9 protein-coding genes are annotated in these 14,889 nt (G+C 49.3%); 3 read left to right on the plus strand and 6 right to left on the minus strand.

Going from position 1 to position 14,889, the window contains the following annotated elements; genetic code table 11:
• Positions 1-153: 153 nt before the first annotated feature.
• The 3 genes from LQ777_RS22565 to LQ777_RS22575 all read right to left on the minus strand — a co-directional run bounded on the left by LQ777_RS22565 (position 154) and on the right by LQ777_RS22575 (position 8,887).
• Positions 154-3,573 carry a VCBS repeat-containing protein gene (locus tag LQ777_RS22565; protein WP_232560198.1) on the minus strand — a complete coding sequence of 1,140 codons (3,420 nt, stop codon included), beginning with the start codon at positions 3,571-3,573 and terminating at the stop codon, positions 154-156.
• Between the two features lie 67 nt (positions 3,574-3,640).
• The gene (locus LQ777_RS22570) at positions 3,641-5,494 is read right to left on the minus strand and encodes a RagB/SusD family nutrient uptake outer membrane protein (protein ID WP_232560199.1); all 1,854 of its coding nucleotides are present in this window, start codon (positions 5,492-5,494) and stop codon (positions 3,641-3,643) included.
• A gap of 90 nt (positions 5,495-5,584) precedes the next feature.
• Positions 5,585-8,887, minus strand: a complete 3,303-nt coding sequence (locus LQ777_RS22575) for a SusC/RagA family TonB-linked outer membrane protein (RefSeq protein ID WP_232560200.1) — start codon at positions 8,885-8,887, stop codon at positions 5,585-5,587.
• 403 nt (positions 8,888-9,290) lie between these two features.
• On the opposite strand from LQ777_RS22575, the gene LQ777_RS22580 reads away from it, so the two are divergent.
• Positions 9,291-9,878, plus strand: coding sequence for a DUF308 domain-containing protein (locus LQ777_RS22580; protein ID WP_232560201.1), 588 nt, complete (start codon positions 9,291-9,293; stop codon positions 9,876-9,878).
• A gap of 54 nt (positions 9,879-9,932) precedes the next feature.
• On the opposite strand, the gene LQ777_RS22585 is transcribed toward LQ777_RS22580, so the two are convergent.
• The 3 genes from LQ777_RS22585 to LQ777_RS22595 form a co-directional block, all read right to left on the minus strand.
• Positions 9,933-11,405, minus strand: a complete 1,473-nt coding sequence (locus tag LQ777_RS22585) for a TonB-dependent receptor (RefSeq protein WP_232560202.1) — start codon at positions 11,403-11,405, stop codon at positions 9,933-9,935.
• Positions 11,406-11,599: 194 nt separating this feature from the next.
• On the minus strand, positions 11,600-13,072 hold the full coding sequence (locus LQ777_RS22590) for a S41 family peptidase (protein WP_232560203.1): 1,473 nt from the start codon (positions 13,070-13,072) through the stop codon (positions 11,600-11,602).
• Between the two features lie 141 nt (positions 13,073-13,213).
• The gene (locus LQ777_RS22595; RefSeq protein WP_232560204.1) at positions 13,214-13,567 is read right to left on the minus strand and encodes a YraN family protein; all 354 of its coding nucleotides are present in this window, start codon (positions 13,565-13,567) and stop codon (positions 13,214-13,216) included.
• Positions 13,568-13,657: 90 nt separating this feature from the next.
• On the opposite strand from LQ777_RS22595, the gene lipB reads away from it, so the two are divergent.
• Together lipB and LQ777_RS22605 are read left to right on the plus strand one after the other, a co-directional pair.
• Positions 13,658-14,416, plus strand: coding sequence for a lipoyl(octanoyl) transferase LipB (gene lipB, locus LQ777_RS22600; protein ID WP_232560205.1), 759 nt, complete (start codon positions 13,658-13,660; stop codon positions 14,414-14,416).
• A 45-nt stretch (positions 14,417-14,461) separates the two neighbouring features.
• The gene (locus tag LQ777_RS22605) at positions 14,462-14,866 is read left to right on the plus strand and encodes a hypothetical protein (RefSeq protein ID WP_232560206.1); all 405 of its coding nucleotides are present in this window, start codon (positions 14,462-14,464) and stop codon (positions 14,864-14,866) included.
• Positions 14,867-14,889 lie beyond the last annotated feature (23 nt).

Consider the following 14,889-nt stretch of genomic DNA (forward strand, 5'->3'; position numbering starts at 1 on the left):
ACGGCTTTAAACTACGCAGGTCGCTATTATGTTATTGATCCGCGAGTGAGTCGGCTAGCTGATAAGACCGCTACCCGCTCAGGTTCAACGAAAAGGAGGTGTCGGTTTCTCAAAACCGACACCTCCCGAGTGACCCCATCGACACGAAACGAGCTATGGCTTTACGTTTTGATAAGCGCGCAGAGGCTGCTGATTGATACCAATCAGAACGGTATTGGCAATCGGTAAAACAGCCCGTACATCACCCGTTAGCTGGAAGCCGGATTGTTGCTGCGATACCGCGTCAAAGCTGCCCTTACCATTCCCTTTCAGCAACAAGCCCGCGTTTGCATCGGATCGACCAAACCGGAGTCGAGCCTGTGTCGTGTTTCCGCAGAGCAGCAAATCTTTCTGGCCGTCGTGGTTATAGTCAAGAGCGGTCAATGTGAAGATAGGTGACGTCTGTACGTCTAATGGTAACGGTTTCTCAGCAAGTTTACCGGACGGGGTACTGGCGAAATAAGCCGTCTTGAAATAAGTAGCTGTCAATTTCTTTGCATCCTTCAGTTCCTCTGGCTTAAATACATCGGTCAGCGTAGCATTCGAGTAGCTGTCGTAATTAACAAAGCGGTGACGCAGCATTCCCACCTGCTCAAGTAGCTCGTCGCGGGTCGCGTGAGGGTAGCTTTTCCCCTGTACGTACAAACAAAGAATAGGGTCGATTTTTCCGTTGTTATCGAAATCTTTGTAGTACAATTCGGCAGGCTCCTGCTCACTGGCCCGGCACTGGGTATTCAACCCCTGATTACCGACAACCAGATCAGGCCGTCCATCGCCGTTAAAATCGTCTATCAGCAGCTTGTTCCACCAACCCCGGTATTCCTTGCCCAGATACGCTTCTGTCTGATCGTTTAGTTGGTTGTTGTTCCAGCTGAGTACGGTTATGGGCATCCACTCCCCTACCACGACTAACTCGGGTTTGCGGTCAGCATTGAGGTCGGTCCAGGCGGCATCGGTTACCATCCCAATTTGCTCAAGCATCGGCGCAAGCTGAGCGGTCTTATCGCTAAAATGCGGTGTTTTTCCCTGTCCGTCGTTTATCAGCAGATAACTCCGGGGCGACTCCGGATAACGTCCCGGCACAACCCTTCCTCCAACGAATAGATCAGGCTTTCCATCGCCGTTCACATCGGTCACGCGTACGCAGCCCGCGCTGGTTTTCAAGGAAGGCAACGCATTCGTGCTTTTCGTAAAATTTCCCTTGCCATCGTTTAGATAGAGTCGATCCTGTAGCCGTACATCGTCTGTAGTGAAATCGCCGTAATAACCGCTGCACACGTATAGATCCGTAAAACCATCGGTGTTGGCGTCGAAGAAAACAGCATCAGCATCGTTATAGGCTTTGTCGGCCTCGAATGCTGGTTCAGGCAGGCGGCTGAACTGGCCATTTGCCTGTTGAACAAACAAAGTACCCGCCTGCCCACTGCTCCCCCCGGTGTAGACATCCTCACGTCCGTCACCATTTACATCGGCCTTGACCAGACAAGGGCCGTTGAATGACTGTGCATTGACCAATAACGTCTGTCGCTTAAAATCATTCGTTGTATTGGCCGGATCTGTGAAGGCCAACGGCGCTTTTACTTCCTTGAAAATAGCGGGCGTAGCTTGTAGACCTTTATATAGCATACGTGCGTCTTTTTCCTGAACCGTCAGCTGCTGATCGGCTTTTACGTTAGTAAGTAGCTGTTGTTTCCCCGTTGCCCAGACCACCCGGAGCGAATCAATATTCGCATCTGTACCTAGTCCGAAGTGCAGGCGGGGCGATACGCTCGACTGGTAGCCACGCGTGGGCATCTGCTCAACGTATTGCTGTTTGCCGTTGCGGTAAAGAGTAGCTTTAGCGCCCACACCCTGCGTATTGGCCCCAGCACCTACGAGACGCACGGACAGATAGTGATGTTTGCGTTCCTTACTGGTTTCGTTTTGAAAGATAAAGGCCGGTTGATTCGTGTTATTGACAATCAAATCAAGATCACCGTCATTGTCTAGGTCGGCGTAGGCGGCTCCGGTGCTGTTAGAGGCCTGCATGAGTCCCCAGGATGAGCTCGCGTTGTCGAACGTGACCGCCCCTGCCCTTTCTCCGCCCCGGTTGCGAAACATGTAATTCGTGACGTTCGACGAGGGTATTTTGTGCACGAGTTCCAATACGTCCTCCCGGCTAAAGTTGGCCGGACGGTTGTGCATGTAATCGGTCATGAACTTCAAAAAGTCCTGGTTGGTGTAATCCCGGACGTAGCCGTTCGTTACGTAAATATCTTTCCAGCCGTCGTTATCATAATCGGCTAATAACGGTGACCAGCTCCAGTCGGTATTGGATACGCCCGCCAGTTGCCCGATTTCGCTAAACGTGGGTATCGTTTTGCCATTTTTTGTTTCAACACCTTCGTTAATCTGAAGCATGTTACGCATGTGCTGGTAATAGAACCCCGACTCCACGGCCAGATTAAACTTCTCGTAGTTGTCGGGAGCCATCAGCAGTTTCTGCCGTCGGTTGTCTTCGGGAAGCATATCGAGCGTCATAATGTCGGGTCGCGCATCGTTGTTGACATCAGCCACGTCGTTCCCCATCGAAAAGTGAGACGTATGCCGAACACTATTTTTCAGTTGATTGGTAAACGTCCCATCGTGATTGTTTAGATACAGATAATCGGGAATGGTATAATCGTTGGAAATGTACAAATCAGGCCAGCCGTCGGCGTTCAGGTCGGACACGCCTAACCCCAAGCCATAGCTCAATACCGAGCTGCTCAAACCGGATCGTTCGGTAACGTCCTCGAAGCGCTTGCCTACATTGCGGAGAAGCCGTACGCCAATTTCCGGATTGCTTTGTTTCAATAAAGCCGCCGTTGGCCCCGGATCGAGCACGGGCAACAGACGTGGATTATGGTTCAGCAGAAAAAGGTCGAGATCGCCGTCGCGGTCATAATCGAAAAAAGTACCTTGCGTTGTCTGACCGGGTTTATCGAGTCCCCACTGTACCGTTTGGTCGGTGAAATGCGGTATACCCTGCGCGTCGGAGCCATCGTTGATAAACAATTGCGGAACTCGCTTGAATGGTGGCAGACTGCCCGAATAGCAAACAAGAAGATCAAGTCGGCTATCGCCGTTCACATCAGCCATCGAGACACCCGTTCGCCAGGGGCCTTCCCGACCTGCTACGCCCGCCGATGCCGTTACGTCCGTAAACTTCATGCTTCCTTTGTTCAGGTAAAGCTGATTAGGAACCATGTTGCCACTAAAATAGATATCGTCTAATCCATCGCCGTTCAGATCACCGACGGCTACACCACCACCGTTGTAGAAATACTCATACATCAGCACGTTCGTATTCAGCCCTTCGGTCAGGTTGTTAGCGAACGTAATGCCAGTCTGGTCAGGAGAAAGTGAAGTAAAAAGCGGACGACCAGCGGGTTCGGTAGTTTTTTCGGTCGATGTTTTATCCGAACAACCCGTTAGGCAAAGAATACTGGCAAAAAAAAGAGAATAAACTTTAGTTGTCACGTAAGGCAGACTTTTTTTGAGTATAAATCCCATAAAAATAAACGAAAAATGCCAGTACACAAGGTACCGGCATTTTTGTCATTAACTTATTTTACGCTCCTTAATAACCAGGGTTCTGAATCAACTTGCTGTTCCGGTTGACCTCATCCCGGCTAATAGGCAGGAAGTACAATTTATCGTTCCACTTCCGGTTCTCTTTACCGACACCCAGGTCCTGTACGCTGTACGAATACGTATAGTTGTCTTTACTGTATTTGTACGTCGAAACCGTCTTGCCCGACTTGAGTTTACCCGTGACTACTATGATCTTGGCCTGACTACCCAACGCGGTTGGAGCAATCATCCAGCGACGAACGTCATAGAAACGCTGATCTTCAAAGAGCATTTCCACATTGCGTTCGTTCTGGTAGCGGGTCATCAGGGCGGAACCCGTTTCGGTCATCGCTGGCATACCCGCCCGGAACCGAACGGCATTGATCCATTTCTTGGCTTCCGCGTCCTGACCGAGTGCCATACAGGCTTCGGCGTAGTTCAGCACGACTTCGGTATAGCGGATCTGAATCGATGGAACTTCCTGACGAATGCTCATGTCCACCAGCGTTGGATCGGGGTCCATGAACCGACGAATACCGTAACCTGTCCAGGTACCGTTCCAGTTTTCGATGGTACTGTTCCGTGTGTCCAGTCCGGCAAACGGCGTTACCGTTCCACCGCCCGTTCCGGTTTCGTAGAAGCCCATCTGAATCTGACCAGCCGGATCGATACCAGCGCCATCGGGCGTACGAGGTTTCCACTGCGCACCGTCGTACAGAATCGACTGGTAGAAACGAGGATCGCGGTTTTCGTACGGAGCAGCCGCGTGCGTTGGGTTCTTCCAATCGAACTTTGTACCGTCCATCATTTCATAGCTATCAACGAGCTGCTGCGTTGGCTGGCTGGATGTCCAACCGTGGTAACCGTTAGGCATGTTGTTACGCGGGTACCAGGAACCCCAATCGTCGAACGAAGGGCGGATGTAATATTTCAGGAAAATACCATCTGCTTCGCCCCCATTGCGGGAGATCGATAAATTGAGGTAGTTCTGCTGGCCTTCGGCTGCCGTAACAGGGGCCGACAGGTTCAGCTTGTAGCCGTACATATTCAGATCCATCACCGCTTTCGCAGCCTCCTGCGCTTTCTTCCAGCGGGCCGTCCGGTCACCACTAACGTAACCGAGCAGCTCAGGATTAGAAGCACTGGCGATCACGCTCGATTTCGCTTTAGCCGTTGGGATGTCGTGCAGATCACTGGCTGCGTAAAGCAGTACGCGGGCTTTCAGCGCCATAGCCGCACCCATCGTAGCCCGACCAGCTGCCATTGTTCTGCCTTTCAGCAAAATACTCGCTGAATCCAAGTCACTAACAATAGCGTTGACGCATTCTTCATACGTATTCCGAGGAATGTTGAAATCCGCTTCGCTCAACGTGTATGCCGTTTTAAGAATCGGAATACCGCCGTAATAACGGAGCAGCTGGTTGTGATAATAGCCGCGCAGAAAGTACATCTCGCCTTTCATCCGATTGGCAACACCGTTCGAGTTATCAAACTTAGGATTAGCCAGATTAGCCAGAGCAATGTTAGCGGCCCGGATACGCTGGTACATCGCGTTCCATTCCATCGTGTTTTTGACAGTTCCCAGGTTTGACGGACTCACGTTGGCTTCGTTTACGTCCTGCTTACCGAAACTGTACAGGGCGTTGTCAGTCTGGCAATCGAAGCTCATCTGATCCAGAATACCATCCCGCAAACCGTTATAGACATCTGTAACAAACGCTTCCGACAAAGAGGCATCTGACCAAACGGCACTACCCGATACTTTATCGACAGGCTGCGTGTTCAGGAAGTCATGGTTACAGCTGATCAGCGTCGCCCCCAGCAGCATTCCCCCAATCAGACTTTTTAGTGTATAAGTCATTTTGATTCTTATTTGAAGTTTGAGAATCGGGGTTGCCCTTGTCAGTCGTGGCAACGTTAAACCCCGATTCTCGATCATTAAACTTGTTTGTTAGAAGCTCAGAGCCAGCCCCGTGTTAATGATGCGCGACTGTGGATAGTACTGGGCATTACCGCCAGCGGATTCGGGATCGAATAATCCTTTCATCGCTGGTGCGAACGTTGCCAGGTTCAGTGCGTTCACGTAAACGCGCAGGTTGCTTAGCCCAATCCGATTGCCTACTTTGGAAGGTAGCGTATAGCCTAACTCCAGGTTTTTCAGACGGATGTAATCCGTGCTCTTGAGCCAATAGGTCGTCCCGTTCGAGAAGTACTGGTTGCTGCGGTCAACGATACGGGGATGAACCGTGCTCGGGTTGTCTACCGTCCACCGGTTGTCGTAGCTATACTGGAGGAAGTTACCAATCGTACCCGACTCCGTTTGCAGGAAGATCTGTCCACCCGTTGCCGCCTGGAACAGAATCGTCAGGTCAAAGTTTTTCCAGCGCACGTTTCCGTTAAGACCACCCTGGAAGCGAGGCAGGTTGTTGCGATCAGCGCGTACCCGGTCGTTAGCATCAATTTTACCGTTTCCATCGATATCCTTCAGACGCATATCGCCAGGACGCAACGTGCTCGCTCCTACGCCACTGTAATCGATTTTGTTCGCGTCGATATCAGCCTGCGTCGAGAAAATACCGTCGTACTGATACATCAGCGATCCATTTTGCTGGTTTGGATCATTGACATCCGTTGGGATAGGCTTACCGGTTGACCGTTGCCACTCAGGTGCTCCGGGTGTTTCGTCCCAGAACGTGATGGTGTTCTTGGCATACCCACCGTTCACGCTTACACTATATTTGAAATCACCAGCCTGACCATTGTAGCCGACATTAAACTCATAACCAGTGTTGGATACTTTACCGATGTTGGTAGCGGGTAACGTAGCGCCCGTAGTCTGAGGAATTGATGCGCTCTTCCGCCACAGAATATTTGACCGCTTGTTCTGGAATACGTCGAATTCGAAGAAGATCTTACCGTTCAGCAGCGATCCTTCCAGACCTATGTTAGCGTTGTTTGCTACTTCCCACGTCAGTGCCGTGTTCGGTACGCCATTTTCGTAAAGCGTTTGCGCGACTTGGTTACCAACTACGTAACCCCAGTTGGCATTGACGGCATCACCGTAAGCATAGGTCGGCAGGTAATCGTACTCCCGCAGAACCGATGGATTTCCGAAGTATACCTGGTCGTTACCCAACTGGCCCCATGATGCACGCAGTTTGAGGTTGCTAACCACGGGTAGCGCTTTCTTGAAGAAACTTTCTTCGGAAATACGCCAGCCCGCCGATACACCGGGGAAGAAGCCCCACCGGCTAGACTCAGGGAACATATACGACGCATCGTAACGTCCAAGGAATTCAAACAGGTACCGTTCCTTGTAGTTGTACGCTGCCCGGCCAAAGTAGCTCATGCGTGCACGCTGCCACAGTGGGGTTTGCGAAGGACTGTTTCCAGAGTTTTTCTCGGCGCTACCACCCGCAAATAGCTGATCGATAGCCGTCGAAGCAAAGTATTTCCGGAAGGCGAAGAAGCCGTTTGAGTTCGACTGCTCTTTCGTGATACCGGCCAGCAAGGTGATGGCGTGGTCAGCCGCGAAGGTACGGTCGTACGTCAGGATACCCGACAGCAGCGAGTTGAACTGGTCGTTCGTATACTGGTTAAGCTCAGCCTGAGCCGGACCTTTTTGTACACGTTGCAAAATCGGCTGTTTGTTCGCGTCGTAGGACGTATAATCCCAGCTATACACGTACCAGGGGGTCTGCCACCGCTTACCCTGCTGAATGTACTTATCCAGCGCGACGCTACCACTAAATTTCAAACCGGCGATCCAAGGGTTGGTGATGTTTACCGTAGCGTTGCTTTGTAGGTAGTAGCGCGTGTCTTTATCGTAGCCCGTCGCGCTCGTCGTTACCAGTACAGGCTGCTGACCGTTTTCGATGTCGGGAGCAGGCAAGCCGTTAGGCCAGAAGGCAGGCCGGTTAGGATAGCCCCGCATCAGCATCCGGAAGATATCACCCGCCCCTACTGTTGGAAAAGCACGGTTTTCCTGACGACCAACAACGCCCGTTACCAGATTGATATACTTACTAATCTTGGCATCCAGGTTCAAGCGAAAATCATACTGCTTGTAGCCCGTTGCCGAGTTTTTATAGTAAGCATCCTGATTCTGATAGTTGGCCGAAACCAGGTATTTGATGTTTTCACCGCCACCGTTGAGCTGCAAGGTGTGGCGCGACTGAGGAGACCAGGTTTTTAGGGCGTCCTTGAACCAATCCGTGTTGGGGTACTTCCAGGGATCAGAACCATCCTGAAACTTCTTGATTTCATCAGGCGTAAAAGCCGCTTTCGCTACTGCACCGTTGTCAGGACGCGTGTAGGTTCCTGTTGTGTTGAAGGCATCAAGCGCTGGCTTCCAGTACTGCGAGGGCAGGTTATAAGCGTTGATTTCATTGTTCAACTGTGCATACTCAGCCGCCGACGCCATTTTAGGAATTACGGTAGGCTGCGCGAATCCCTGGTTGAAGGTATACGATAGTTCAGGCTTACCCGTTTTTCCACGCTTGGTTGTTACCAGAATAACGCCGTTAGCCGCCCGCGAACCATAAATAGCCGCCGATGCGTCTTTTAGGACTGAAATACTCTCGATGTCGGCTGGATTCAGTCGATCAATCCCCCCCGCCCGGGCTGGTACACCGTCGATAACGATCAGCGCGTCGTTGTTTCCCAGCGTGTTCGAACCACGGATTCGGATAGCCGATCCATCGTACCCCGGTTCACCACTGCGGTTAGTGGCAATAACGCCCGGCATCCGACCGGCAATGGAGTTGGTTAGGTTTACCGCTGGTGACTTTACCAGGTCATTCCCTTTCACCGTTGCCACCGAACCGGTTACGGTTTCTTTCTTCTGCTCACCATACCCAACGACGACAACTTCACTCAACATTTTGTCGTCCGAAGCCAGCGTGATGTTGATCGATGACCGACCATTTATAGGTATTTCCTGTGAGCTATACCCGATATACGAGAAAACCAGCGTTGAATTCGCGTTAGGAGCGTTCAACGTGTAATCCCCCTCCGTACCCGTAACGGTACCTGTGGTTGTACCTTTTACGAGAATGCTTACGCCTGGCAATGCTAATCCTTGACTATCAACTACTTTACCAGACACCTTTGTTTGCGCAAATGCACTAACCGAGCTTAAAAGGCAAAAAAAGAGCAGGAAACCAACAGTGCTCCCACGAGCCTGCCCTGCCTCTTTTCCACAAGATTGCCTCTCAAAATAAAGAGATACCTTGTTGGTAAACCATCGTTTCATAAAATTATCCTGTTTTTGTTCAACAGGATAAAGCAAAAAGTACTACCTGTATACTGACTATATATTGACTACTATACAGTTTTTTTTACCTTATTTTATCTTTAATATAATATTTCCCTCAGATAAAAGGTAAAAAAGAATCAGTCTTCAAAAATTCGTTAAGTGTTTTTACTCAGCTTGTTACCTATCGAGGTCTGCAACTAAGTAGAGCCAGCTTTGTTTTAGAAAGCCTTTAAAGTCAAATCTAGGCAGTATAGACCCCATAAAATTTTTGTTGGCCACGGTTAGCGTAAAATCTACACTAATCGTGATCGAATGGTCCTTCCCTGACCCAGACAAACAATCTACTTATTCTATTGGTTAAGCACCAAAATTCAGTAAACAACTTAACGAACTCAATATCATGGTACATCCTAATCAATCACCACGCTGGTGGCTATTGCTGGCCAGGGGGGTACTTTACCTAGCGATTGGCGTATTCCTTCTTGTTTCTGCCAATGGCTATTCCGAACAGCTAGGCCACATAGTTGGCGCGCTGGTTGTTCTGGCGGGTATTTCCCAATTGGTTTTTTCGCTTACCAACCACGCTCCAGAGAGTACTAATTTGTGGGGCATTTTGCACGGCGTCGCTGATTTAGGATTTGGTGTCGCTATCTACATCAATTCCAATGAAGCGATAAGAGGCTTTGTTGATATGCTTGGTTTTTGGGGAATGATGTACGCTTTTTTGCAGGCAGTGCAAGCCATGTACGCAGCCATAGCAGCGCGGGGTGCATCGGGGGTACACCTGTCTACTATGATTGTTCACTTCGTTAATGTATTGGTAGCCGGTGGATTGTGTTACGTACTGCTGTTTTCACAAGCTAGTTCCAATGGTTCGCTCGGGCTTGCCGGTCTGTTCCCGGCTGTGCTTGGCGCGCTGATTATTGTACTGACGCAACAGATGAAAACACAGGCAGACAACAGTCAGCATAGTCACCGGATGAGCTAGGCTAAACAAGTTAAAACAAACCGGCCGGAGGACATGTCCTCCGGCCGGTTTGTTTTAACTGCCTGCAACCTGTTCTTCCTGCTGCTGTTGCCGAACTTGCTGACCAATAGGAATGTACTCTACCTCGCAAGGGTAACCAAACAAGCAATTGTCCTTAATCTGCTTGGCGACGCGTTCTGGTACCATTTGCTCCCATCCATCCTCGCCAGTCTGTATCATTTCTAATACCTGATCGGTCGAGATATGCAGGTTCTGCTCGTTATAATCGCGGATGTCCTCGATTTTGTCGTTGCGGAACAAATAGTGGAACAGCGGCTCTAGCGTTGGCGGCAACTGAAACTCATTGCAAGTATATATTTTGCCATCCCGCAGGGTTGGATAAACAAACAGCTTGACCTTCCGGCTGAATAGCGTAGCGAAAGACTCCAGAATCCCCCCCGGCAGAAACTCGTAGTGTCCTTCTTCAAAAATGTATTCCAGATTCGGGATACCAACGATAAGACCAATTTTTAACCGCGTGAGACGAGCTAAATAGGCGACTAGTTTGTAATATTCTAAATAATTGGAGATCATTACCGTCTGACCCATCGAACACAGAATATCTACCCGGTCCAGAAAGTCTTTTTCGTCGATACCCTGCTCGTTAGCTTTCAGATTGTGAAGCGTCAGCTCCGCCATCGATACCACACGATTTTCGTCAACATCGGACTCAGCTTTGAACTGCTTCAACCCATTCTCAATCATGTCCATCTGAACGTTTGTAACGGGTCGCAAACGTCCTCGCATCACCAGAATATGCTTTTTGTAAAGCGCTTCCGAGGGCTGCAATACCTGTCCATCAGGGCCAAACAGCGCAGCGTCCGTAAATCCGTTTTTTACCAGATGCAAGGTCATAAGCCGATTGTCAACATCCGCAAAATCGGGACCGCTAAACCGGATCATATCGATTTGAATGCGCTCAGGAGCGAGATCATCCATGAGCGACAGGACAAGCGTCTCGGGCGACTTAGCGTAATAGTAACACCCGTAGATCAGGTTGACCCCGATTACACCCAATGCCTGCTGTTGCAGGATGTTTTCGTTATCCAGCATTCTGACGTGAATGATCACATCGTTGTAGCCCCCCTGGGGCGTTAGCTGAAACCGGCAGCCAATCCAACCGTGCGCATCGTTTGTTTTCTGGTAGTTCAGGGCAACTACCGTGTTGGCAAACGCAAAAAACGTGGTATCGGCACCACGTTTTTCAGCTAATCGTTTTTCTAAAAGGCTGAATTCTTTACTAAGCATTTTGACCAGCCGTGATTCAACAACATAGCGGCCGCTTTCTTCGACGCCATATATTGAGTCACTGAAGGTCATATCGTAAGCCGACATTGTTTTGGCAATTGTCCCCGACGAACCACCAGCCTTAAAAAACATGGCCGCCGTCTCCTGACCTGCCCCAATCTCCGCAAAAGACCCGTAAATACGGCGGTCCAGGTTGATTCGTAATGCTTTTTGTTTTGTGCCTATATTTTTTTCGTACATGGTGTTAGCGACTGACTTGCTGATGCTAAAATTACAGATACAAAAGAACAAAAGCCATGCCTCTCATAAGGTCAAACATCGATTATGAAATTGTTGTTCTCTCGCTTGGATTTATTTGCTTTACCAACGTTTAGCCTGACAAGCAAAAAGGCAACCCTATGAATTGCCTTTTTGCACTGATCCCAGAAATCTTTTTATTTTACTGACTCGACCTTTCTTTCCAAGAACATATTGCCTCCTCCTGCTTTCTGGTCAATCGATGAAGCAACGACAGGTAACGTTTCTGCCGCTGAAACGCCACGACGGGCGGACAGACGAGTTCCGGTAATCTGATTGATCGCTTCGCCTAACAGTGCTTCGTTTATATCACCAAGCGCCTTCATCCCGAACGACGGCTCTTTAACCTCAACGGCGGGTGTAAAACCAGTGGCATAATCCGAGAATCCCTGCGCGTTGGCCGATTTAAATGTAAGCGGCTGCATACCCCATTTTATTTTACCACTGTTGTCGGAAATGGTAATGGAACCCACATTCTTACCCGTGGTCTTCGTTCCGATAGTCGTTACGGTCATGAAAGGACGAAGCCCGTTGACGATTAACTCACTCGCTGATGCCGTCCGGTCGGTGGTCAGAACGAACAACCGGCTCAGGTTAGCACCCATATTAGCCGCCTTGTTGGTAAAGTTCTGCGTATTCCAGCCCGAACCGTATTTCTTGTTATAGTCGGCCGTGACGGTGCTATTCCACTGCTGCGCATAAAATACCTTCGACGCGTCAATATTTCTGCCGATCAGACTGGCCAGATTCGTTGACGAACTTACGTAGCCACCGGGATTGTAACGCAGGTCCAGAACAAGTTCGTTAACGCCTTTTTGCTTGAACGTACTAAATACGTTATCGAGCTTGTTGTCGTAAGTTTTGTCAGCCGTCCCGTTTTTGAAAATACCCGGAATGAACTGGTTATACACGATGTAGCCAATCGTTTTGCCGCCAATCGTGTAGGTTGTATCAAGCAGCACGGGATCTTCCTGAAAAACAACGGGTGATACCTGTTTGGTCTGATTAGTTTCTGTAAGCGTACCGTTCACTACGGAGGCCATACTCAACGTCAGCGGGTCGGATGCCAATAAACTGCTGTACGTATCAATCATTAACGACTGTCCGTTCACCTTCGTGAAAACATCTCCGCGCTTGATGCCTGCCGCAGCCGCCGGCGATCCCGGCAACACGTACAATACCGATCCAACAATACTGGTTTTCGCCTGATCTTTATAATAGAGCTTATACTCCATACCCGTTGTTTTCGACTGCCCACCGAGCGACGCTTTTAGTTCGTCAGCGCTTTCCCGAATCCAGGAAAAGCGATCCCGGTTTACGTTGGCGGTATTGTTCCAATCGTAGAGAAGCGAGTTGAAAAACTTATCGGGCGCCAGGGTTGTGTCGGGACTAGGCAGTATCTTATCATTCCAGAGGTAATAGTACCTCATGTTCGCCAAAATCCAGTTGTTTACGGAACCGTTATTGGTCGTCGTAGTTGTGGTATTAGCCAGCAAACCAGCGGTATTCGTGGCTGGATTGACATCCGTATCTTTTTTGCAGGAAGTAAGCAAAAGGGCACTCGAAAACGCCAGTAGTAAAGCTGGAAGCAGCAAAAAATTTCGTGTCATAGGATTTGTTAAAGCCAAGCCGAATTGCTTTACACTAAAAACGTTAACAGCCTGAAAAAGATTTATCAAAAGGTAGTTAAATTGATCTTTTGCAGCAAAAAATACAGTTAAACGTTTCAGCCACATGTCGGGGGCACGTACTCAACAAAACGCATCTTCGATGTGCTTGATTTGTAGCTGGGCATTGGTCATCGTTACCGCAACAATGTCGAAACGAACATCATATAGCCAATCATGTTTGAAGATGTACTGCTCAGCGGCTTTCATGACCAGTTGGGCCTTGGTGTAGGAAACAAACGTTTCGGGATTGCCGTAGCTTAGATTTGTGCGCGTTTTCACTTCTACGAAGATCAGCAGCTTTCCTTTTTTGGCGATCAGGTCAATTTCGGCGTGCTGGTGACGGTAGTTGCGGGCTACAATTTCATAGCCGTTGGTTTGCAGATAGCGCACCGCTTCGGCTTCGCCCTGCTTGCCCGTTTCGTTGTGTTGAGCCATATACAGTGTGGATTACAAGTTACGAATCGAACGAAATAAGCCATTTTTCTTGTTATTTAAAGAACGGAGATTCCGTTTTTCGGTAAAGCAATGAATAGTCGCATCAATAAGCAAGTTGAGGTTCGGGAATTAGGATTAGTTGATTATCAGACCGCCTGGGATGAGCAGGAACGCCTGTTTGCTACCATCGTCAATCAGAAACTGCTCAACCGATCGCTACCAGTAGACGAGCAGCAACGAACCCCCAACTATCTGTTGTTTTGCGAACACCCTCATGTGTATACGCTCGGCACCAGCGGGCACGAAGACAATCTGCTGGTCGATGAAAAGCGGCTGACCGAAGAACTGGGCGCGACATTCTTTAAGATCCGACGTGGGGGTGACATTACCTACCACGGTCCTGGTCAGTTGGTGGGTTACCCGATCCTGGACCTGGACAATTTCTTCACTGATATTCACCGGTACATGCGTCTGCTGGAAGAATCGATTATTCTGACGCTGGCCGATTACGGATTAAGCGCCGGTCGAATCGACGGACTGACGGGGGTATGGCTCGATTTTGACGGCGGAGCCAATCCCCGCAAGATCTGTGCAATGGGCGTTAAGGCGAGCCGTTGGGTAACGATGCACGGCTTTGCGTTGAATGTCAATACCGATCTACGTTATTTTGGTCATATTGTGCCCTGTGGCATCAGCGATAAAGCCGTTACCTCGCTGGCCACAGAGCTGGGGTACGCGGTACCGCTGGAAGATGTTTCCAGGCGTGTCCGGCAGCACATGGCCAGCTTGTTTGAAATGAATTTGGTCGAGACTAATGATGCAATAACCAAGGTCGTGTCTACCCAATAGACGTTGCAACCATTCGTTAATCATCGGCTGTGTAGCATTTTATTTATGAAAAAAGACATTAATTTTTTGCCCGTTGAGGGCGTACAGATAGTAATAGCCCGGAAAGAAAATGAACTAGGTCAGTATGACTGGCAGGTGTTTCTGATCAATCAAAACGACGTAGCAATCAAAACCGTGTTTGTGACGTCGAAGGGGTACGGGCAGCGAAACGATGAAGAACAGAAAACCTCAACGTTGCGCCATTTCTTTACGGAAGTAAATCCGGGTTCGTATGAAGTTGTTGAGACCATCATGCCCGATGTTTTTCACCTCAACAATGAGTATTGGGTAAGCTATTTTATTGGCGATCAGATTTTCGATAAAAAGTTTATTTTCGTACCCGATAGCATTATCGAAGAAAATCTCGTTACGGTACCCGCTTTAGGACTGGAAGGGATTTTGCACGATTAAGCATCAGGGCTGATTTTCAGACG

This window comes from Spirosoma oryzicola, assembly GCF_021233055.1.
Lineage (GTDB): Bacteria > Bacteroidota > Bacteroidia > Cytophagales > Spirosomataceae > Spirosoma > Spirosoma oryzicola.

Coding starts and splice junctions, on each gene's coding strand:
- LQ777_RS22605 (WP_232560206.1), top strand. CDS start 14,462: ATGAAAAAAGACATTAATTTTTTGCCCGTTGAGGGCGTACAGATAGTA.
- LQ777_RS22595 (WP_232560204.1), bottom strand. CDS start 13,567: ATGGCTCAACACAACGAAACGGGCAAGCAGGGCGAAGCCGAAGCGGTG.
- lipB (WP_232560205.1), top strand. CDS start 13,658: ATGAATAGTCGCATCAATAAGCAAGTTGAGGTTCGGGAATTAGGATTA.
- LQ777_RS22565 (WP_232560198.1), bottom strand. CDS start 3,573: ATGGGATTTATACTCAAAAAAAGTCTGCCTTACGTGACAACTAAAGTT.
- LQ777_RS22580 (WP_232560201.1), top strand. CDS start 9,291: ATGGTACATCCTAATCAATCACCACGCTGGTGGCTATTGCTGGCCAGG.
- LQ777_RS22585 (WP_232560202.1), bottom strand. CDS start 11,405: ATGTACGAAAAAAATATAGGCACAAAACAAAAAGCATTACGAATCAAC.
- LQ777_RS22575 (WP_232560200.1), bottom strand. CDS start 8,887: ATGAAACGATGGTTTACCAACAAGGTATCTCTTTATTTTGAGAGGCAA.
- LQ777_RS22590 (WP_232560203.1), bottom strand. CDS start 13,072: ATGACACGAAATTTTTTGCTGCTTCCAGCTTTACTACTGGCGTTTTCG.
- LQ777_RS22570 (WP_232560199.1), bottom strand. CDS start 5,494: ATGACTTATACACTAAAAAGTCTGATTGGGGGAATGCTGCTGGGGGCG.